This window comes from Planomicrobium soli (assembly GCF_003014655.1).
Lineage (GTDB): Bacteria > Bacillota > Bacilli > Bacillales_A > Planococcaceae > Planococcus > Planococcus soli_B.
In genome coordinates, this window is the sequence record NZ_PYAT01000001.1 from 258,430 (window position 1) to 278,966 (window position 20,537).

Annotated in this window: 21 protein-coding genes; 1 reads left to right on the plus strand and 20 read right to left on the minus strand. The window is 43.5% G+C overall.

All coding sequences use genetic code 11. The features are described 5' to 3' along the window. Window positions 1–161: 161 nt before the first annotated feature. The 6 genes from lysA to B0H99_RS01320 all read right to left on the minus strand — a co-directional run bounded on the left by lysA (window position 162) and on the right by B0H99_RS01320 (window position 6,335). Window positions 162–1,484 (minus strand): diaminopimelate decarboxylase, encoded by a 1,323-nt coding sequence (lysA, locus tag B0H99_RS01295; RefSeq protein ID WP_106531811.1) that lies wholly within the window; start codon window positions 1,482–1,484, stop codon window positions 162–164. A gap of 68 nt (window positions 1,485–1,552) precedes the next feature. Beyond that, window positions 1,553–2,857: a pyrimidine-nucleoside phosphorylase gene (locus B0H99_RS01300; RefSeq protein ID WP_106531812.1), complete on the minus strand. Its 1,305-nt coding sequence runs from the start codon at window positions 2,855–2,857 to the stop codon at window positions 1,553–1,555. A 134-nt stretch (window positions 2,858–2,991) separates the two neighbouring features. Beyond that, on the minus strand, window positions 2,992–4,176 hold the full coding sequence (gene deoB / locus B0H99_RS01305; protein WP_181313533.1) for a phosphopentomutase: 1,185 nt from the start codon (window positions 4,174–4,176) through the stop codon (window positions 2,992–2,994). Between the two features lie 70 nt (window positions 4,177–4,246). Further along, on the minus strand, window positions 4,247–5,149 hold the full coding sequence (gene xerD / locus B0H99_RS01310) for a site-specific tyrosine recombinase XerD (protein WP_106531813.1): 903 nt from the start codon (window positions 5,147–5,149) through the stop codon (window positions 4,247–4,249). 71 nt (window positions 5,150–5,220) lie between these two features. After that, window positions 5,221–5,682, minus strand: a complete 462-nt coding sequence (fur, locus tag B0H99_RS01315; RefSeq protein WP_106531814.1) for a ferric iron uptake transcriptional regulator — start codon at window positions 5,680–5,682, stop codon at window positions 5,221–5,223. Between the two features lie 101 nt (window positions 5,683–5,783). Next, window positions 5,784–6,335: an NUDIX hydrolase gene (locus B0H99_RS01320; protein WP_106531815.1), complete on the minus strand. Its 552-nt coding sequence runs from the start codon at window positions 6,333–6,335 to the stop codon at window positions 5,784–5,786. Between the two features lie 80 nt (window positions 6,336–6,415). Between B0H99_RS01320 and B0H99_RS01325 the strand changes: the two genes are divergently transcribed. Beyond that, the gene (locus B0H99_RS01325; protein ID WP_106531816.1) at window positions 6,416–7,318 is read left to right on the plus strand and encodes an aldo/keto reductase; all 903 of its coding nucleotides are present in this window, start codon (window positions 6,416–6,418) and stop codon (window positions 7,316–7,318) included. A 31-nt stretch (window positions 7,319–7,349) separates the two neighbouring features. Here the strand turns inward: B0H99_RS01325 and B0H99_RS01330 are convergent, their stop codons facing one another. The 14 genes from B0H99_RS01330 to B0H99_RS01395 all read right to left on the minus strand — a co-directional run bounded on the left by B0H99_RS01330 (window position 7,350) and on the right by B0H99_RS01395 (window position 20,459). Next, window positions 7,350–8,171: a nucleotidyltransferase domain-containing protein gene (locus B0H99_RS01330; RefSeq protein WP_106531817.1), complete on the minus strand. Its 822-nt coding sequence runs from the start codon at window positions 8,169–8,171 to the stop codon at window positions 7,350–7,352. A 319-nt stretch (window positions 8,172–8,490) separates the two neighbouring features. Further along, entirely contained in the window at window positions 8,491–9,429 is a 939-nt protein-coding gene (locus B0H99_RS01335; RefSeq protein ID WP_106531818.1) for a sugar-binding transcriptional regulator, read from the minus strand. Between the two features lie 137 nt (window positions 9,430–9,566). Next, window positions 9,567–10,949 (minus strand): dihydrolipoyl dehydrogenase, encoded by a 1,383-nt coding sequence (gene lpdA / locus B0H99_RS01340; protein ID WP_106531819.1) that lies wholly within the window; start codon window positions 10,947–10,949, stop codon window positions 9,567–9,569. 13 nt (window positions 10,950–10,962) lie between these two features. After that, window positions 10,963–12,360: a dihydrolipoamide acetyltransferase family protein gene (locus B0H99_RS01345; protein ID WP_106531820.1), complete on the minus strand. Its 1,398-nt coding sequence runs from the start codon at window positions 12,358–12,360 to the stop codon at window positions 10,963–10,965. Between the two features lie 17 nt (window positions 12,361–12,377). Continuing rightward, window positions 12,378–13,361, minus strand: a complete 984-nt coding sequence (locus B0H99_RS01350) for an alpha-ketoacid dehydrogenase subunit beta (RefSeq protein ID WP_106531821.1) — start codon at window positions 13,359–13,361, stop codon at window positions 12,378–12,380. Window positions 13,362–13,385: 24 nt separating this feature from the next. Beyond that, window positions 13,386–14,369 (minus strand): thiamine pyrophosphate-dependent dehydrogenase E1 component subunit alpha, encoded by a 984-nt coding sequence (locus B0H99_RS01355; RefSeq protein WP_106531822.1) that lies wholly within the window; start codon window positions 14,367–14,369, stop codon window positions 13,386–13,388. Window positions 14,370–14,519: 150 nt separating this feature from the next. Beyond that, window positions 14,520–14,858, minus strand: coding sequence for a bh protein (locus B0H99_RS01360; protein ID WP_245894327.1), 339 nt, complete (start codon window positions 14,856–14,858; stop codon window positions 14,520–14,522). A 74-nt stretch (window positions 14,859–14,932) separates the two neighbouring features. Beyond that, window positions 14,933–16,258, minus strand: a complete 1,326-nt coding sequence (locus tag B0H99_RS01365; RefSeq protein WP_106531823.1) for an NAD(P)H-dependent oxidoreductase — start codon at window positions 16,256–16,258, stop codon at window positions 14,933–14,935. A 16-nt stretch (window positions 16,259–16,274) separates the two neighbouring features. After that, window positions 16,275–16,652 carry a PTS glucitol/sorbitol transporter subunit IIA gene (locus tag B0H99_RS01370; protein WP_245894329.1) on the minus strand — a complete coding sequence of 126 codons (378 nt, stop codon included), beginning with the start codon at window positions 16,650–16,652 and terminating at the stop codon, window positions 16,275–16,277. A gap of 15 nt (window positions 16,653–16,667) precedes the next feature. Continuing rightward, on the minus strand, window positions 16,668–17,726 hold the full coding sequence (srlE, locus tag B0H99_RS01375; RefSeq protein WP_106531824.1) for a PTS glucitol/sorbitol transporter subunit IIB: 1,059 nt from the start codon (window positions 17,724–17,726) through the stop codon (window positions 16,668–16,670). Window positions 17,727–17,764: 38 nt separating this feature from the next. Next, window positions 17,765–18,292: a PTS glucitol/sorbitol transporter subunit IIC gene (srlA, locus tag B0H99_RS01380; RefSeq protein ID WP_106531825.1), complete on the minus strand. Its 528-nt coding sequence runs from the start codon at window positions 18,290–18,292 to the stop codon at window positions 17,765–17,767. A 12-nt stretch (window positions 18,293–18,304) separates the two neighbouring features. Beyond that, a complete protein-coding gene (locus B0H99_RS01385) occupies window positions 18,305–18,691 on the minus strand; it encodes a transcriptional regulator GutM (RefSeq protein ID WP_106531826.1) in 387 nt (128 codons plus the stop codon). 359 nt (window positions 18,692–19,050) lie between these two features. Then, a complete protein-coding gene (locus B0H99_RS01390) occupies window positions 19,051–19,260 on the minus strand; it encodes a YqkE family protein (protein ID WP_106531827.1) in 210 nt (69 codons plus the stop codon). Window positions 19,261–19,274: 14 nt separating this feature from the next. Further along, entirely contained in the window at window positions 19,275–20,459 is a 1,185-nt protein-coding gene (locus B0H99_RS01395) for an acetyl-CoA C-acetyltransferase (RefSeq protein ID WP_106531828.1), read from the minus strand. Window positions 20,460–20,537: the final 78 nt, after the last annotated feature.

Sequence of the window (20,537 nt, forward strand, 5' to 3'; positions counted from 1 at the left end):
TCCATACACGGCTTTGTACATCCTACTATAAACTCTTCCAGAACACAAGTTCAGTAAAAGTTAGCCGCCTATAACATTATCTGCAAAGAAGACCCAGTAGACAATTCCCCAACCGATGGCCAGCACAAATAAAAAAATCAATAATAAAACGTTGGATCTATTCATTTGCCTTTTACTTTCTGCTTGTATGACATGTCATGGCTAATCAAATCCTCATTGGATTCCCGACGCACCACAAGCTGGTGTTCACCGTTTTCTACAAAAACGACGGCCGGGCGGCCAATGCGGTTGTAATTGCTGGCCATGGAATAGCCATATGCGCCCGTACAGAACACACTCAAAATATCTCCAGCTTCCATAGATGGCAGAATCGCTTCTTCAATCAGTTTATCTCCCGATTCACAAAGCTTTCCGGCAATCGTATACTTCTCGTTCGCTTCAGATGTTGCTTTATTGGCTAGTATTGACGAGTATTTCGCACCGTATAAAGCAGGGCGGATATTGTCGGACATTCCACCGTCAACTGCTGCGTATTTCCGAAGGTTCGGCACTTCTTTCATTGACCCAACCGTATACAAGGTTGTACCGGCATCCCCAACCAACGAACGGCCTGGTTCGATCCAGATTTCCGGCACTTTGTAGCCGGCAGCAGCCGAGACTTTTTTGACAGTCCGTATCATATCTCTCACGTAAACAGCCGGTTCAAGCGGTTGGTCTTCATCTGTATAACGTATGCCAAAGCCGCCTCCAAGATTCAACACTGTACAGCGATAACCGTGCTTTTCTTCCCAACCGGACATCTTTTCGACCAATTTTTCAGCTGCAACTTGAAAGCCTGTGGTATCAAAAATTTGTGAACCGATATGGCAATGGAGACCCATTAATTTCAAGAAAGGGTGGTCGTATGTGCGAAGGAATGCCTCTTCCGCTTGGCCATTCTTCAAATCAAAACCAAATTTCGAATCTTCCTGGCCAGTCGTGATATAGTCATGCGTATGCGCTTCGACGCCCGGTGTAACACGCAGCAAAATGTTCATCGGCTGCTCGAGTTCTTCCGAAAGTTTTTTCAAAAGCTCAATTTCGTAAAAATTGTCGACTACGATGCAGCCGATTTCTTCTTTAAAAGCCATGCGCAATTCTGCTTCACTTTTATTATTGCCGTGAAAATGAATTTTCTCTTTTGGAAATCCGGCTTGAACGGCTGTATATAATTCCCCTCCAGAAACAACATCCAGCGACAATTTCTCTTCTGCAGCCACCTGATAAATCGCTATGCTTGAAAAAGCTTTGCTGGCATAAGCAACCTGATAACCAATCGCTTCATCTTCAAAAGTTTTCTGAAATGCCTTGGCACGGTCCCGGAACAGTTGGATATCATAAACAAAAAGCGGTGTACCGTATTCTTTTGCCAGTTCTACTGTGTCTGTTCCACCAATTGTTAAATGGCCCTGGTCGTTAATGGCTTGTGTACCGTATAAATGCATGAGTTCCCTCCTATATCGCGAATGGCAGTTATGAAAAAACTTGCTGAGAATAATCTCAGCAAGTTCTGTTAATCGGTGATTACCGCTGAAATTAGCGGTATTTTTTCAACCGGTTCGCTTGAATATTCTACACTATTATACAACATGTCCAGACATTCTGCGACATCTTCTGTATTGGAATAGACTGTTGCAATCGATTCGCCTTCACCGACAAAATCGCCTACTTTTTTATGCAATACAATGCCGACCGCCAAATCAATCTCCGACTCTTTCGTCGCTCTTCCGGCTCCTAAAACCATAGCTGCTGTGCCAATGTCATCGGCTACCATGTTGGAGATATACCCCTCCAGTTTTGAAGGGACTTCTGTTTTAAATGCAGCCTGCGGAAGCAAGTTCACATCATCCACTACAGCCGGGTTGCCGCCCTGACTTTCGATAAATTGCTTGAAAATACGAAGCGCTTCTCCGCTTTCGATCGCCTGAACAAGCATGGCGCGCGCTTCTTCTAACGTGGCGGCTTTTCCCCCCACAACAACCATTTGGCTTCCGAGCACTAAGCAAAGTTCCGTCAAATCTTCCGGTCCTTTGCCTTGAAGTGTTTCGATCGCTTCTTTCACTTCTAAGGCATTGCCAATCGCAAATCCAAGAGGCTGACTCATGTCGGAAATAATGGCCATTGTTTTGCGGCCTGTTGCATTGCCGATACCGACCATAGCATGTGCAAGTTCCTTTGCATCTTCTTCCGTCTTCATAAAAGCACCTTCGCCTGTTTTAACATCGAGGACAATGGCATTTGCGCCAGCAGCAATTTTTTTGCTCATAATCGAACTTGCAATCAACGGAATACTGTTGACTGTTGCCGTTACATCACGCAACGCATACAACTTTTTGTCAGCTGGGGTCAAGTTTCCGCTTTGGCCAATAACAGCCACTTTGATGTCGTTCACTTGTTTGATGAAATCTTCAGTCGACAATTCCACATGAAAGCCTTCAATTGCTTCAAGCTTGTCAATAGTACCGCCTGTATGCCCGAGGCCGCGGCCACTCATTTTCGCAACTGGCACCCCACATGCCGCAACAAGCGGGCCAAGAACTAAAGTGGTCGTATCGCCGACACCGCCGGTCGAATGCTTATCCACCTTGACGCCCTCGATTGCGGACAAATCGATTTGATCTCCTGAACCTGCCATTGCCAAAGTCAAATCCGCGCGTTCCCGATCGCTCATGTTTTGAAAATAAACTGCCATCAGAAATGCACTCATTTGATAATCCGCAATCTCGCCGTCAGTATAACCAGTAACAATATGCTGGATTTCTTCAGTGGAAAGTTCTAATCCATCGCGTTTCTTTTCTATCAAATCAACCATTCTCATAATTTTAACCGCCTTTTTTATTTAGCTATATTACTGAACTTGTTGATATGCCTTTACATAATGGTCGAGTAAAAAGCAGAGGCTTCTGGTGGACCATACAGCAATTTCAGGCTGTTACAGATTTCTTCTTAAGCCTAGTTCAACTGGGTTAAGAAGCTTTTTCCAAACTTCGGCAGTGGAGCATCGAAGTTTTCTGCGATAGTTGCGCCGATATCCGCAAACGTTTTTCCAAGATCTAACTTTTGCCCACTCTCGAAGCGTGGCGAAAAAGCAAGGAGCGGTACGTATTCACGCGTATGGTCTGTTCCTGGAAAAGTAGGATCGTTGCCATGGTCGGCAGTAATCAACAGCAGATCGTTTTCGCTTAATTTATCCAGCACTTCAGGCAAGCGTGCATCGAATGCTTCCAATGCTTCAGCGTACCCCTTAGGATCTCTCCGGTGGCCGTATAGAGCATCAAAATCAACCAAGTTCAAGAAACTAAGCCCGTTGAAGTTTTCTCCTGCCACTTCAACCAGTTTATCCATGCCGTCCATGTTGTCTTTTGTCCGGATCGCTTTTGTCACGCCTTCACCGTTATAGATATCATTGATTTTGCCAATGGCGATAACATCTTTCCCGATATCTTTCAATTCATTCATGACTGTGCGGTCAAAAGGCTTTAATGCATAATCATGGCGATTGGAGGTCCGTTTAAATGCGCCTGGCCCACCAAGGAACGGGCGTGCAATGATGCGGCCGACCAAATACTCCGGCTCCAGCGTCAATTCACGTGCGATTTCGCATATTTTATAAAGCTCTTCCAATGGAATGATTTCTTCATGGGCAGCAATTTGAAGAACCGGATCTGCTGAGGTATAGACAATTATGGCGCCTGTTTCCATGTGCTCCTGCCCAAGTTCGTCAAGGATTTCTGTGCCGCTAGCTGGCTTGTTGCCTATCACTTTGCGGCCTGTTTTTTCTTCTAAAGCCTGGATCAATGAATCAGGGAAACCTTCTGGATATACTTTAAAAGGTGTATCAATATTAAGCCCCATGATTTCCCAGTGTCCCGTCATTGTATCTTTTCCTACAGAAGCTTCTTGAAGCTTGCCGTAAAAAGCGGACGGAGTTTCAGCTGCTGCGATTCCTTTTACAGGCTCAATATTGCTCAAGCCTAGCCCTTCCATATTCGGCATATGAAGGCCGTCCACACTTTCTGCTATGTGACCAAGTGTATTGGATCCAATATCGCCAAAAGCTTCAGCGTCTGGAGCTTCACCGATTCCTACAGAGTCGAGAACAATCAAATGAATGCGTTCAAAAGATTTATTAATCATAAAATTTCCTCCTTATATACGATTCTATCCTACCATAAAGCCCAGTCTCGTCGGAAGTCTGACTTCTTATTTATGCTCGCGGATGAAACTGTGAATAGACGTCTTTTAAACGGGTTTTGCTGACGTGCGTATAAATTTGTGTGGTCGAGATGTCGGCATGGCCAAGCATTTCTTGGACAGCACGCAAATCTGCTCCGTTTTCTATTAAATGTGTAGCAAAAGAGTGCCTCAGCGTATGTGGGGTCAATTCTTTCTGGATGCCCGCTTTTTGTGCATGCTGTTTAAGCAATTTCCAAAAACCTTGCCGTGTTAATCGTTTTCCCCGTTGATTGATAAATAACGCATCTGTTTTTTCTCCAGCTTTCAATAAGTTGTGCCGGGCATTTTCCAGATACGTTTTACACGCTGTTAAAGCAGACTTGCCCAGTGGAATGATGCGTTCTTTTCCGCCTTTGCCAAAACAACGGACAAAACCCATCGTCAAGTTGACATCTTCAACATCCAAGTTAATGCATTCGCTGACGCGCATGCCGCTTGCATACAAAAGTTCAAGCATTGCTTGATCCCGCATCCCATTAGCTTTATCAAGCGCCGGGGCTTGCATGAGTGCATCCACTTCTTCAATTGATAGAACGTTCGGCAGCTTTTTATCCATTTGGGGCATTTCCAAGTGGACGGTCGGATCGTTGTCCACTACCCGCTCACGGATCAAAAATTGATGGAACGAGCGAATCGAAGAAATATGCCTTGCTACGGTACGGGACGTTTTTGTCGTTTCTTTCAAATGGCGCAAATGATTTAAAATATGTATACGCTCCACTTTGCGCAGTGAATCAAGCTGTTCAACTTCCTTTAAGTATTGAATATAACTTTTTAAATCCCGCTCGTAAGATACAAGGGTATTGGCTGCAAGCTGCCGTTCTACCCGAAGAAAATGCAGATAATCATCCAGCGCATCTTTTGCATATTTCATTCTGATACCTCCTTTAGTAGAAGAAAATAAAAAGAAGGGCGACCTTCAATGGCCGTCCTTCTTTTCCCCAATCATTGGGGTGGGTCTTGTGAGCTGCGGTCATTGCAACGCCAGCAAATGCCATGAAACGTAAGACGGTGGTCTTTAATTTGGAAGTTCCAGCGTTTCTCGACAACGCCTTCTACATCTCCCAACAAGTCTTCCTGTATTTCATCTACAGCTCCACATTCTAAACACACTAGATGATGATGGAAATGCGCAGCGCCTTCTTGGCGTAAATCATAGCGGGAAACCCCATCACCAAAATTTATTTTGTCGACAATTTTCAGTTCAGTTAACAATTCCAATGTCCGGTACACAGTGGCCAATCCAATTTCCGGTGCGATATCCTTTACAAGCAAGTATACATCTTCAGCACTCAAGTGGTCTTCTTCATGATCCAGCAAAATCCGGACGGTCGCTTCACGCTGTGGCGTCAATTTATAACTCGCAGCATGCAATTGCTTTTTAATACGATCAATCCTTGTTTCCATGCGACGCCCTCCTTAAACTGCTTCCATTATAGCAAAGGAGTGTTCTCATTTACAACATATTATCATTCTTACTTTATAATCATTATCAATTGATAATTATTTTAATTTCCAATTGATAAGCGCTGTTTCGCCCACATTACAGCAAAAGCTGTTTTTGCATCATAGATCCGGTTATCCTTCATCATTTGCTCTGCTTCTTCGACCGAAACCTCCAATAGTTCAACAAATTCGTCTTCATCCAGAACCGCACCATTCGTTGCCTTTTTTAGGCCATCTGCGAAAAACAAATGAATCACTTCATCTGCAAATCCGGGAGAGGTTGAAAACGACTGGATCAATTCCAATTTTTCAGCTGTATAGCCAGTTTCTTCTTCCAATTCACGCATCGCTGTATATTCAGGAGCCTCCCCTTTTTCTAACTTGCCTGCCGGAATTTCGATAATAGAACGCTCTAACGCTTTACGGTATTGTTCCACCATGATGATTTTGTTTTCTGGCGTGAATGCTACTATAGCGACAGCTCCAGGATGTTCAACCAATTCACGTTTTGAGGTTTTGCCATTTGGCAAACTGACATCGTCTACTTTTAAATTAATGACTTTCCCCTCGTAAATGCGTTTTGAAGCGATGGTTTTTTCTTCAAATTTTTTCATGATATTCCTCTTTTCGTTTGTGATTTCTCTACCGCAAAGTATACCATAAGGGAAACAGCATTTAAAAATGGAGGGATGTTATGAAAACAGCACATCTAGGGAATAGCGGATTGAGAGTAAGCGAAATCGGTTTCGGCTGCATGTCTTTGCCCACTGATTCTAAGCAAGCTGCGGCCATAGTGGATGAAGCGATTGCAAGTGGCATCAATTATTTTGATACAGCAGACCTTTACAACAAAGGATTAAACGAGGAGTTAGTCGGACAAGCCTTAAAAGGCCGCCGGAAGGACATCATTTTGGCCACGAAAGTCGGTAATCAGTGGCATCAGGACAGTGACGAAGTCAAGTGGAATGCTACTAAACCTTATATACTTGAACAAGTTCACAATAGCTTGACCCGGCTGCAAACCGATTACATCGATTTGTATCAATTGCATGGCGGCATGATTACGGACAATGCAGAAGAAACAATTGATGCTTTTGAATCTTTGAAAAAAGAGGGGCTGATCCGGGAATACGGGATTTCTTCTATCCGGCCGAATGTCATTAAACGCTTTATGGAGAAAAGCGCGATCGTTTCAATCATGATGCAGTACAGCCTGTTTGACCGCCGACCTGAAGAATGGCTTGATTCTATTGGTTCGGCCGGCACATCTGTCGTTACGCGCGGAACACTCGCAAAAGGCCTTTTAACCAACGAAGGTCCAAAGCGCGCAAAAAAAATGGGTGGCTATTTAACATACAGCGAAAGTGAAGTAAAAGACTCACTGAAAAATTTGATGGATATACATGACAACCTTCATGCACTTTCCCTTCATAGCGTTTTGCAAAATTCTACTGTCGCTTCAGTTGTTGCAGGCGCCAGTTCGCCGAAACAAATCAAGGACACGATTGCCGCTTATGAAACATCGGTGTCAATTGATCAGATAAACGAAGCTAAAAAAGCGACCAAGCAAGATGTATATAAAGAGCACCGGGAATAATAGCTTAACTAGAAAGCAGGGCAAATGGCCGCTAGTGCCATTGCCCTGCTTTGCTATTTTCTGCTCTATTGCATTGTTCCGCTTTTTCTGCGTGGGCATTTATCATTTTCCTAAGCAATGCTTCAATGGGTGCCTCTGCAGGCAAAGCAGTTAACATCCAGTTTAATTCTTTTTTTAACAGCAAGCTGATTCGGACTGCCGCCTTTTTATGGCAGTTTGGCGTAATGCAGCTGAAGATCGCTTCAATTTCTTCGAAGAGTTCATACGGCAAGGATTTGTCCAGGGTTTTAACACCAAGCTGCGCGCGATGAGGGGCATACTTATAAAGCAGCACGCGCGCCAGATGATCCATTACGTTCGTCAGCATTCTGGCTGCCCAAATGCCATTGCCGCGCGCGCTTGCTTTTTTGTATTGAAACAAAAACCAGGCCACATCGATGACAGCATCCTGAAATTCTTCTCTGTTGATTTCCAGTGTTTGAGTCGCCTGGTATGATTTAAGCATGCCTTCAGGGTCATACAGCACACGGAAATAATCTTTTTCCGGAAAACTCTCTAGCGTCACAGTAAATAAATCGATATGTAACAGATTGTCATAAACTGCTATCAGCTGAGGTGCAATAATGAATATATCATCCTGAAAAATGATTGGGCGATATGCTTCTAAATGTACGGCACGCTCAGATAAAAATTGCGTTTTATGCTCTTCTTCAACCAAACAGTACAAATCAATATCAGAATATTCATCGTGTTCATCCCGACCCATCGAACCTTTCAAAAAAACTGCTTGGACGCGTGAATCTTTTTTTAAACTTGCACAAATTTTTTCGACTGCTTGTTCCTGGATCAACAATTACATCCCTCCAATGGCTGCCTGTTCTACAGACTTTTACAGTGGCCTTAACGTTATTCTAAAGGTCTTGTTTTAGGTACACTTTGCTCCTTCCTTTTATCATGCTGTGTTTTCAAACCCAATACAAGGGAATTTTTACAATTTTTTAAGTTTAAATTCCATTAATGCACTATTGCATCTTGCCATAAAAAAACAGAAAGCCAGAAAGCTTTCTGTTCAGACTGCAGACAATATCTAGAATTTCAAAAAGAAAGCTGAAAAGCTTTCTTTTACTGCATATTATTGAAAAACAACATAGGCCAGCCTGGTTTTCAAAGAACTAAACCAACAGTCCCGCTGTAGTATCGTCTATAATCAGAACGTCTAGATAGCCGCCCATTAGCGCCGCTTTTACACTAGCTGCTTTATGAGAGCCTTCGACAATTCCAATCACTTCAGGTATATTTTTGAATTCATTTAGATCAAGGCCTATTACCAAATCATTCAATGGGTGTTTGATCTGCTTTCCAGCAGCGTCAAAGAAACGTGAACCAATGTCTCCTGCAGCTCCCGCCTTCTTCAAGGATTCCAGATCTGCTGAAGTTAAATAATTCATCGTCGACATTGTCGACCCTTCATACGGGTTGCCAATTCCAACTACAGCCATTTGAACCGTACGGCCTTCTTCCAGAACCATTGCAATATCTTCCGACTGAATCAAACGTTGTTTTAATTCATACGATCCGACCATTGCGGGAGCATAGAGATAGGAACAATTCGAATTCATCTTCTGTGCCAGCTGATATGCCAGCAAGTTTGAATGAATTTCGACAAGTTTTCTTCCCATGCCTCCTACAAGCGGAATTACTTTCAATTCACGGTGCTGTTCATAAGGATATTCTTGCACAAATTTGGAAAGCGTACTTCCCCAAGAAACACCAAGAGACTTTATGCCTTGCAAATTTTTTGACACGTAGACAGAAGCGGCTTTGCCTAATGCCTGTTTCACCATTTCTGTTGTCAAATCTGCAGTAGGAATGACAATTGCTTCTTTAAGGTTATACTTTTTCTCTAAACGATGCTCCAATTCCACCGTGTGAGCGCTTTCATCTTTAATGTAGATTTCGACTATGCCGATTTCCCTTGCCTTATTGAGCAATTTGGAAATCACAGGGCGGGAAACGCCTATTTTTTTAGCAATTTCCGCCTGTGTTTGTCCATCGAAATAATATAATTTAGATACTTTTACAATTTGCCTGCGTTCTTCCCAATCGATCATTGTGACACCTTCTCATCAAAAATTCTAAAAGTGAGAAATACCCCTTATCGATTATTCCCCAAGAGTTCCCCTTAAACTTTTACCCTATCTAAATTCTACCATTAAATAAGGAAACTGGAAGAACTTTAGTGGATAATTTAGTTATGGACTCCTTTGCCAAGCCAAGAAGCAGCCGCCTCGTATATGCTTTCGGAAACTGTAGGATGTGCATGTATCATAGTGGAAAGCTCTTCGACTGTCCCTTCAAGATGAATAAAAGCCGACGGTTCTGCAATCATTTCTGTAACATGCGAACCGACAAGTGTCACTCCAAGAATTTCTCCGTATTTTGTGCCGGCAATCACTTTTGTGAAACCGTCTTTTTCACCGCGGGTCAATGCTTTTCCGTTCCCAGCATGATCGATTTTCACAACTTTGTAAGAGAGATTCTGCTGTTTTGCTTCCGTCTCTGTTAACCCGACGCTGGCAATCTCCGGGCTGGTATAAACACAGCGAGGCACTACGCGGTAGTCGATTCGCTCTTTTTCTCCTGCTGCATTCCCAGCTGCTATAAGGCCTTCAGCACTGGCAACATGCGCCAATTGCCAACCGCCGATCAAATCGCCAATAGCGTAAACAGAGGGCAGGTTGGTCGCCATAAAATCATCCACTTTCACAAATGGTCCATCCATTTCCAAATCCAATTTTGAAAAAGCGGAAGTGTTCGGTGCTCTTCCGACTGACATCAGGAGCGCTTCTGTTTCTAGCGCTTCTTTTTTTCCGTCTTTTGTTTCCACGTTTACTATCTGCCGATTTTGCTGTTTTTCAACGCTCATCACTTTAGTGTCAGTCAAAATTTTTATTTTTTTCTTTTTCAACGCTTTTGCAAGAAGTTTCGAAGCATCTTCATCTTCGCTTGGAACGATTCGGCTGCCCATTTCAACTACCGTGACCGCCGTATTGAGACTTGCAAAAATACACGCCCATTCCACACCGATAATGCCCCCGCCGACAATAACGATGGATTCCGGTATTTTCTCCATGTCTAAGATTGTATCACTCGTATCATAGTTTGCCTCTTCAAGACCAGGGATTGGCGGGATGATAGGTTTGGATCCGGTGGCCAAAATGATTTTTTCGCCATGGATGGTTTCTTCTTTGTCTGCTAAGCGAATAGAAACCGTTCGGTCAGAGTGTACTTCTCCATAACCATTAAAAACATCAATATTGCCTTTCTTCATTAAATAGGCAATTCCGTTCCGCAGCGTTTGGATGACTTCATCTTTTCTCGCGAGCATCTTTGAAAGAGATAATGTTACAGGTCCTGCTTCTATTCCCCAGCTTTTTGCCCTTTCAATATCTTCGATAATTTCAGCGTGGCGCAATAAGGTTTTTGAAGGAATGCAGCCACGATTCAAACAAGTTCCTCCCAGTTCACGTGCTTCCACAAGCGCAACTTTCTTTCCAAGTTTCGCGGCTTTAATCGCTGCCACGTAACCACCAGGGCCTCCACCAATTACTGCCACGTCATAACTATTCAATAGGATCTACTCCTTAGGTTAATAATTCATATGGCTGTTCAAGTATATTTTTCAATTCTGTCAGGAAAGCCGCGGCCGGCGCTCCGTCAATTACGCGATGATCGAACGACAAACTTAAAACCATCATCGGACGCAATACAATTGCTCCATTTACGCCTACTGGCTTCTCATTTATGCGGCCAACTCCAAGTATGGCAGATTCCGGCTGATTGATCACCGGCGTAAAAGCATCAATGGCGTACATTCCCAGATTGCTGATTGTAAAAGTTCCACCAGACATTGCATCCGGCTTTAGCTTGCTTTCCCTTGCAGCTTTTCCTAAAGCTTTGCATTCTTCCGTGATTGCTGCGAGCCCTTTTTGGTCAGCATTTTTAACTACAGGTACCAATAAGCCATTTTCCACAGCTACTGCTAAGCCAATATTTACTGAATCCTGGTAGACGATTTCATTGCCTTCCAAGGAGACATTGATATTCTTATGGCGTTTTAAAGATTGTGCTACAGCTTTTACAAGTATCTCTGTATAAGAAAGCCGTAATCCTGTCTGTTTCTCGATACTGCCTAGAAGCTGTTTTCTCATACTCACAACTTCAGTCATGTCGATTTCACTTGTTAACGTGACATGAGGGGCGGAAGTCTTGCTCTTCAGCATTCTCTCAGCCACCACTTTCCGGATTCCTTCCATCTTCACCCGTTTGCCAGAAGCTGCAGCCGGAGGACTAGATTGAGTAACTGGCTTCTTAGCCCCTTCAACATCCGAGCGGTAAATTTTCCCTTGAGATCCGCTTCCTTCAATCCCTTTCAAATCAACACCTTCAGCCTCCGCAACTTTCGCAGCTAGTGGAGTCGCTTTAGGAGCAGCATGAGATTCTGCAAAAGCCATCACGTCTCCCTGGTGTATGCGCCCATTGGGTCCAGATCCCTGAATTTCAGCAAGAGAGACCGCTTCTTCCTTTGCTACACGGCGAGCAGCCGGTGTGGCACGTGGCTTTTCTGTTTTTGCAGCAGGATCCGCAGATGCTTGAGATGACTCCAAACTTCTTTCCGCTGGAGTTGTATCAAATACATCTTCTTTATCCTCATCTTCAACTTCCGTTTCTGAATCACTTTCCGTCTCAGTAGGTATTTCTTTGCCTCCGGCTTCACCAGGCGGCGAATCCGGGACTTTTTCGTCCGCTTTTCCGATATAGCCAACCACATGGTTGATGGGAACTTCATCATCTTCTTCATAATATTTTTTTAAGAGGATACCTTCCTCATACGCTTCCACTTCGATATTGATTTTATCGGTCATGATTTCGAATAATGGATCCCCAACTTCTACAGAATCCCCTTCATCCTTAAACCATTGCAAGAGTGTCCCCACTTGCATCGTACTGCTTAGTTTGGGCATGAAAATTTCTTTAGCCATCTTTTCGTTGCTCCTCCCTACAATCGGTTTACTGTTTCTTTGACTGCATTGATAATATCGTCTACTCCAGGGATAGCCGCTTTTTCAAGTTCTGGATTGTATGGAATCGGAACAGCCTTGCCTCCGAGCCGTTTGATCGGGGCATCCAGATAATCGAAAGCTTCGCTTTCTGCAATCACGCTGGCGATTTCTCCACCGAACCCACCGCGTTTTACCGCTTCATGCACGACGACCAGGCGGCTCGTCTTTTTTACCGATTCAATAATAGTTTCTGTATCCAAAGGAACAAGGGTCCGGGGGTCGATCACTTCGACGCTGATTCCTTCTTTTTCAAGTTCAGCCGCTGCTTCGAGCGATCTATGGACCATTATGGCCGTAGCCACTATCGTGGCGTCTTTTCCTTCTCTTTTGACGTCCGCTTTTCCAAGCGGAATGGAATAAGATTCTTCCGGAACATCGGATTTCGTCTTATAGCACAGCTTATGCTCGTAAAAGATAACGGGGTTATCATCATCTATCGCGGCTTTTAGGAGCCCTTTAGCGTCATAAGCTGTTGAAGGCTGGACCACTTTCAGACCGGGAATATGCGTCATCCAAGCTTCGAGACTTTGTGAATGCTGAGCTGCAGCACCGGTCCCTGAACCTGCCGGAGTCCGCAACACCATTGGCACTTTCCCTTTTCCGCCATACATATAGCGGATTTTTGCTGCCTGGTTTACCATATTGTCCATGGCGATGGTTATGAAATCGGAAAATTGCAATTCCAGTATCGGACGCATACCGGTCAAGGCTGCTCCGACTGCAGTGCCTGAAATTGCAGCTTCTGATATAGGCGTATTGCGGATTCGTTCCGGACCAAATTCTTCAATCATGCCACGGGTAACACCGAAAGCACCACCGTACACTCCGATATCTTCCCCTAAAATAAAAACATCCTCATTTTGGCGCATCTCTTGGCTCATCGCTTCTCTTACCGCTTCTAAATAAGTTAACTCCCTCACGCTTTTCTCCTCCTTTTCCCTTCGTTATGCGTATATATCTTCCATCAAATCGTCTAAAGTTGGATGAGGGCTATTGGCTGCAAAATCTACTGACCCTTCGACTTCCTCTTTTGCATCGGCTTTGATTTTTTCTGCCTCTTCTTCCGTTAGCAACCCTTCTACAACTAATATAAGACGCATACGTTCAATAGGATCTTTCAAGCGCCATTCTTTTTCCTCTTCCCGTGTGCGATATTTTTTCGCATCACTTTTCGAGTGGCCTTTCCAACGATAAGTTTTCGCTTCAACTATTGATGGCCCTTCGCCGTTGCGTGCACGATCAACTGCTTCGCCAACGCCATTCATGACATCAAAAATATCATTGCCATCGACCACTTTTCCCGGGATGCCATAGCTTTCCGCACGTTGTGCCACATTTCCGACATTCATCATCTCTTTCGCTGGTCCAGACATGCCGTATTGGTTATTCTCACAGATAAAGACTACCGGCAATTTCCAGATAGAGGCTAAATTGATCGCTTCATGAAAACTTCCTTCATTCGAAGCTCCGTCACCGAAAAAGCAAAGAACAACAAATCCTTCTTTTTTCATTTGAGAAGTTAATGCCGCTCCTGTCGCAATGGCAAAACCACCGCCAACAATTCCATTAGCCCCAAGATTTCCTTTCTCGACATCCGCAATATGCATTGAACCGCCTTTGCCTTTACAATAGCCGGTAGTTCGGCCGAACAATTCAGCCATCATCCCATTAACCTCTGCCCCTTTGGCAATACAGTGTCCATGGCCACGGTGTGTACTCGTTATCTTGTCCCGATCTTCTAAAACCGCAATAGAACCCACTGCAGAGGCTTCTTGGCCGACTGCTAGATGGGTTGTTCCATGAATCATGCCTTTCGCAAAAAACTCATCTACTTTTTCTTCAAAAAACCGGATTTGCCACATTTGTTTATATAGGTCAGCCAAATCTTTTTCCGCTACTCGAGGGGGTAAGTTTAATTTTTGTGTCATCATCTTTCCTCCTATTTACATTTGTTCCGAGTGCTTACATATGTAAACACTTGGGTACAAAAATGAAATCCGCTATTTTGCCCAAAAGGCCAGCCTCTTTAACTGTATACAAAGAAGCTTGACCTATGACAACGAATTAATCGTATGATGCTATTTTTTTTTCTTGAAATCTTGTATTACTTTACGCGTACTATTTACATCTTTTAGAACTTGATAAGGCTTTTTTATAACCCTCGCTGGAAGAGAAAACAATAAATGACTAAGGTCTTTTTGATATTCTTCTGTCATCCGCGTTGGTTTTGTTGATATTCTTTCGTAAACTTCATTGTATAACTCTTTTTTCATATCAATTTTAAGTTCTTTTGTTTTATTACATTCCAGACAACGGATGCTCTTGATTTGATCATTTATATAAGTAATTTCATGATCCACTTCTTCATGGCAATGAAGACAATATAACCCTGCTTCCATTTTCTTTACTTTCATCATAGAACACCTTCCCGTTTAGATGTTTGATACACTCCTTACACTTAAAATGTACCATTAATCTGTCGGTTTGGATATTATGCCTGCACAGCTGCTACGTTGCTAGTGTCCGCTTTGAATGTATCATCTTGCATACGGCGCAAACGCCAAATTGTCGAGTCGACCGTTTGTACAACATCGTCATAAGTGATGATTTCACCTTTTTTGATAGAGCGTTTCAATTGGACGTTGCGATCAACCAACCCTAAAGGAAGTGCTTTTTGCTGCGCTGCGTCTCCAGCTGAAAGAATTGTTCCGTAAACTGTAAAGCCGCCGATTCCATCAAGAAAATCTCCTTCTGACAAATCTACTTTTGCAACGGTTACTGTTTCCGCCTGCAGCCCTTTCCACGGAGCAATGGTCGCTTCATTATAGAAGTAAGCCCGCGCAATAGAAATCGGTGTTTCCAAACTTGTTAAGTGATATGGACGATAAAGCACATAATTCGGGCCATCTCCCATACTTAGGTATTGCATTTCATGATTAACTTCTTCTTTTTCAGAAGCAATAATGGCAAAAACCCCAGGAGCGACTCCGTTGATATACTCAACAATTTTTTTATTGGTGACTTGTCCGCCATCTTCTTTCAACTTAAAGATTTCAGGAAGCCCTTTTACATCGCTTACAAATCCATGCATACCCGGCTGATCCGGTAAAAATCCGGTCGCGTTTGCCACTGCAGTCATTTCTACCATTGTTTTTGTTCCATCCTGGAACGAAGCGAGCATTTTCGGACTTGCACCTTTTCTGGCAGCTTCTTCTGCTGCTGAATCAGGATTTGCCGATTGGTTCAACGGATTGTTTTTTCCTTTTCCTAGTGCTACAACTTCAAAACCAAGAGCATCTGCAAAATCATAGAGTTCCATAATTGCTCCTGGCTCATCGCCAGCTGTTCCGGTATAAACAACACCACTAGCGTCCGCCATTTTCTTAAGTAACGGTCCAACCGTTACATCTGCCTCAACATTCAGCATGACAATATGTTTCTTATTCAAAATAGCATCCCAAGCAATTTTAGCTCCGATATTCGGAACCCCAGTAGCATCGACAATCACATCAACTTCTGGCAATGACGTTACTAATTGTGCATCAGTTGTGGCAACCACTTTACCAGACTGTACAGCTTGAGCCGCTTCTTGTGCATCAGTTGTTTCTACGATACCGCCTGTCTCAACACCGGATTTCACATAAGCATTTGTGACATTGTCAATCTGAATGTCGGCAGTAATTACAACTCTCATTCCTGCCATATTCTCGATTTGAGAAATCATCCCTCTGCCCATTTGACCTGCGCCAACCAAGCCGACTTTGATGACTTGTCCTCTTTTTTCCAACTCTTCAAGCTTTCTATTAATTCCTAGCATTAAGTCAGCCCCTTTTTTAATATTTAGCGATACGAATTTCGGAATTCACAGTCAATGTAGGCATCGGTTTCTTCTCGACACACATCGTTCCAGGCAGTTCCGCTGTTTTTTCTCCATTAAATACAATTGTGCAATGCCCAATGTCTTTAAGTGTTTCATTTACTTTGCTTCCAACAAAAAGGATTTTGTAACTTTCTCCGCTGATTTCCAACACATCGCCGACTTCCACTTCTGCAAGAAGATCCGATTTCTTATGGATTACGCCGATCATTCTCAAAGCTTCCGGAACTGTATCATTAAAAATGATCAGCATGCTTTCCTCTGTAAACAATTCCACTTCTTCACCAATTTCAATTATTTGAGATTCGTATTTTTTTGTCATAACATCCTTCACCTTTCTGCCTCCTTTTTAGCTATACATTCCAAAACTGAATAAGTAAGCGATCACTACCGCTATCGGCCCTGTTATCAAACGGGACATTAGTACTGCTGGCACCCCGACTTCGATAGTTTCTGGCTTTGCCTCTCCTAAAGTCAGCCCAACCGGAACAAAATCGGCACCTACTTGAGGGTTGATGGCGAAAAGTGCCGGCAAGGCAAGTTCAGGAGGGATATTTCCTCTGCCGATTTCTACCCCGACAAGAACACCAACAACTTGAGCGATTACAGCCCCTGGCCCAAGCAATGGAGAAAGAATTGGAATTGCACAGATGACTGATAGAATCAGCAACCCGAAGATATTTCCTGCAAGCGGTGTTACAAAATTCGCGATGACATCACCAATGCCTGTGTAAAGAATGATCCCGATCAACATGCTGACAAATGCCATGAACGGCAAAATGTTTTTAATTACTTGATCAATCGTCTCACGACCTGCCTGATAAAAAATACCGACAATTTTACCCGCACCACGCCCGACTCTTTCCACGATATTCTGCTTTTTTTGCGGCTGATAAGCTGCCGCTTTTCGTTTTGCTTCCTCTTTTATTTCTTGAGGCGTCCGATTTTCGTGAGCGACACTCGGGTTTTCCACTTCATCTACAGCTTCTTTCACGGCATTAGAGTTTTCGAACGTGCGATCAGCGATCCGAATATCCGATACGCCAACGCCAGATACGAAATTCTCTTCATTGATGAATTTCATCAACGGACCCGATGGCGAAGTGGCATTGATGTTTACTGTCATTACTCCCATTTTCGGATAAACGCCGCATCGTGCAGTGCCACCGCAATCGATAACTACACAAGCCATAGATTCTTTATCGTAGGAACCTTTAAAACCGTCTACAGCTTCCGCCCCTGTCAATGATGCAATCTCCTGTGCAACAGGATGAATCCCACCACCGGTTACTGAAACAATGTATTTTTGGACTTCATTCGGTTTGATTGTTAACGGTCCGCCCCATCCTCCACGGCCTTGAGAGATGGTAACCGCTTTGTAATTTGTCGGATTTTGAGTAGCTTCCATTTTTTTGCCTCCCCTTTTATGAACACATCAACATCTTTTTACAGTTCCATTCCTTTTGCTTTCATCATTCTTGCAGTAATGATTTCAGTTACAATGCCGCGAATCAAAATAACGATTACGCCAACGATGAAGAAACGGATTGCCAACGGCCCAAGTGATAAGCCGAGCGTCGTGATTCCTGCAGAAATCCCAAGATATACAAATAGTTCTGCTGGGTTGGCATGTGGGAACAAGCCGGTGATTGGATGTACGAATGATACGGCTGAATCATAGAATGCCGGCTTTTGTTTTTCAGGAAGAAACTTGCCAAACGTATACGCCATTGGATTGGTTAAGAAAAATACGGCTAATACCGGGAAAAGCGTATAACGAAGAATAATGTTCTTTGTGCTTTTGCGAGCCAGCCGATCAATCCGATCTTCTCCGACAATCCGAATCAATGCATTAATTGCAGTGATCAACACAATAAGCAATGGGATGATTCCGGTAACTAAACCTACAAAAGTTTCGCCGCCTTGCTGGAACATTCCGATGAAACCTTCTGCCAACCTGACTAAAAAATCCATGTTTCTTCCTCCTTAGAATGCTAAATTTTCCTTTTTGTCCATCTGTGTTTCGATTTTTTCAATCGCCATCTTGAAAGCTGAATCTAAAGAATCTTCTTGAAGTCGATCTCTTACCTCTTCTAACGATAAGCCATTCCATTGATCGAATGGTTCAAAGCGGCTAAAAACTGTGACTCCTTTCATTGTTTGGCTTTCTACAACTTTTCCTTCTGTATCAGTCACCAAAATGGCGATAGCACCTATTCCTAATTTCTGTTTCTGTATACCGACTCCTAGAAAACCTGATGGGCGGTTGCTCAATGTATTGAGCGTCTTTTGATAATTTTTCATTTGGATTCTGGTTAAATATAGCTGCAAAAGCCAAACGCCAGCGAAAATAACGATGACCCATCCCCACACGCTCGCCCTCCTCCTTTACATATGTTCTGAGTTGAAACAATTGTTAATATGGTTATTATAAAAGCGCTTTCAAAATAAATCAACAGGAATTAATAGAATTTTTTATTTTTTTAATCTTCTTGGAACTTACTCTAGAAAAATTCAGAACTCACCTGCTTGACTGCGGCTCTCCTTAAGTAAGATATACTGGTTCAAGGTGTCTAATACAAAAGCTTACGTTTTGAGTAGCGAAACGGGTATAAAAGATTGCACCGTTCCTCCTCTTCATGAAGGCTTTTGGAAGAATCTCGATAAAATAAAAAACTTCGTTGGCAGGTCCAACGAAGTTTTTATAGATGTGTTGAGATACTCAGCTTTTGTTAATATTTGTGTCCTTTATTGCCATGGCGTTCTAGGAGCTCTTCAAACGATAAGTTCTTTTCCCGTTCTTTGCGCTCGAACAATTCGCGCGCCTGCTTTTCTTCCGCTTGCTTATGTTCTTCTTTCAGCAAGGCATTTTTTGTATCCTGCAATTTCGCCAAAACATCCTGCGGCAAATTGCTGTTGTTCTCTTCTCTTTTCTTTGCCATAAATTTCACTCCTTTTACGGGCGTCTTACAATGGTCGCAATACCTTGGCCGCCTCCGATGCAAAGCGTCGCAAGTCCGGTTTTGGCATCCCTGCGCTGCATTTCATGAAGAAGCGACACTAAAACACGTGCGCCGCTTGCACCAATCGGGTGTCCGATTGCAATAGCACCGCCATTAACATTGAAGATTTCATGATTAAGGTTCAGTTCACGATCCACAGCAATCGACTGCGCAGCAAAAGCTTCATTGGCCTCGATAAGTTCAATGTCTTCAAGAGACATATCCGCTTTCTTAAGCGCATGTTTTACTGCATGGACCGGCCCTATTCCCATGATTGCCGGATCTACGCCTGCACTGCCATTTGCAACAATCGTCGCAAGCGGTGTAAGGCTGAGTTCATCCGCTTTTTCTTTAGACATGACAATAAGTGCTGCCGCACCGTCATTGATGCCTGATGCGTTTCCGGCTGTTACGCTTCCGTCTTTTTTGAAAGCCGGACGCAACTTAGAAAGTTTTTCTGCCGTCGAATCGTATTTCACATACTCGTCCTTCTTGAAAACGATCGGATCTCCTTTGCGCTGCGGAATTTCAACTGGAACGATTTGTTCTTCAAATTTCCCCGCCTCGATCGCCGCTGCTGCCCGTTGCTGTGAACGTGCTGCAAATTCATCTTGTTCTTCTCGGGTAATGCTATAGCGTTCCACTAAATTTTCTGCTGTAATACCCATATGGTAATTATTGAAGGCGTCCGTCAAACCGTCTTTAATCATACTGTCCACGACTGTTTGGTCCCCCATCCGAAAACCTCCGCGAGCTGCATCCATTAAATAAGGGGCACGGCTCATATTCTCCATCCCGCCTGCTACAACAATTTCAGCATCTCCCGCATAAATTGCCTGACAAGCTAATTGAACCGCTTTCAAACCAGAACCACAAACTTTATTGATAGTCATGGCAGGCACCGTTTCTGGCAATCCTGCATGAATAGCTGCCTGACGGGCAGGGTTTTGGCCAAGTCCCGCCTGTAGAACATTGCCCATAATTACTTCCGACACTTGTTCCGGTCTGATGCCTGCCCGTTCAACCGCTTCTTTGATAACAATAGCGCCCAACTGAGTTGCCGGAACATCCTTCAAAGCACCTTGAAAAGATCCTACCGCTGTACGAACAGCACTAACAATGACAATTTCTTGTAGCATAAACGTTTTCCCCCTTGAATGATAGACTGCGAGTTGCTCTTTTATCCCTTTGCTCTATACAATAGGAACAGGAGGGAT

Bases quoted from the DNA above. Each gene is read 5' to 3' on its own strand.
- lysA (WP_106531811.1), bottom strand. From the start codon at position 1,484: ATGCATTTATACGGTACACAAGCCATTAACGACCAGGGCCATTTAACA.
- B0H99_RS01300 (WP_106531812.1), bottom strand. From the start codon at position 2,857: ATGAGAATGGTTGATTTGATAGAAAAGAAACGCGATGGATTAGAACTT.
- deoB (WP_181313533.1), bottom strand. From the start codon at position 4,176: ATGATTAATAAATCTTTTGAACGCATTCATTTGATTGTTCTCGACTCT.
- xerD (WP_106531813.1), bottom strand. From the start codon at position 5,149: ATGAAATATGCAAAAGATGCGCTGGATGATTATCTGCATTTTCTTCGG.
- fur (WP_106531814.1), bottom strand. From the start codon at position 5,682: ATGGAAACAAGGATTGATCGTATTAAAAAGCAATTGCATGCTGCGAGT.
- B0H99_RS01320 (WP_106531815.1), bottom strand. From the start codon at position 6,335: ATGAAAAAATTTGAAGAAAAAACCATCGCTTCAAAACGCATTTACGAG.
- B0H99_RS01325 (WP_106531816.1), top strand. From the start codon at position 6,416: ATGAAAACAGCACATCTAGGGAATAGCGGATTGAGAGTAAGCGAAATC.
- B0H99_RS01335 (WP_106531818.1), bottom strand. From the start codon at position 9,429: ATGATCGATTGGGAAGAACGCAGGCAAATTGTAAAAGTATCTAAATTA.
- B0H99_RS01345 (WP_106531820.1), bottom strand. From the start codon at position 12,360: ATGGCTAAAGAAATTTTCATGCCCAAACTAAGCAGTACGATGCAAGTG.
- B0H99_RS01355 (WP_106531822.1), bottom strand. From the start codon at position 14,369: ATGACACAAAAATTAAACTTACCCCCTCGAGTAGCGGAAAAAGATTTG.
- B0H99_RS01360 (WP_245894327.1), bottom strand. From the start codon at position 14,858: ATGATGAAAGTAAAGAAAATGGAAGCAGGGTTATATTGTCTTCATTGC.
- B0H99_RS01365 (WP_106531823.1), bottom strand. From the start codon at position 16,258: ATGCTAGGAATTAATAGAAAGCTTGAAGAGTTGGAAAAAAGAGGACAA.
- srlE (WP_106531824.1), bottom strand. From the start codon at position 17,726: ATGGAAGCTACTCAAAATCCGACAAATTACAAAGCGGTTACCATCTCT.
- srlA (WP_106531825.1), bottom strand. From the start codon at position 18,292: ATGGATTTTTTAGTCAGGTTGGCAGAAGGTTTCATCGGAATGTTCCAG.
- B0H99_RS01390 (WP_106531827.1), bottom strand. From the start codon at position 19,260: ATGGCAAAGAAAAGAGAAGAGAACAACAGCAATTTGCCGCAGGATGTT.
- B0H99_RS01395 (WP_106531828.1), bottom strand. From the start codon at position 20,459: ATGCTACAAGAAATTGTCATTGTTAGTGCTGTTCGTACAGCGGTAGGA.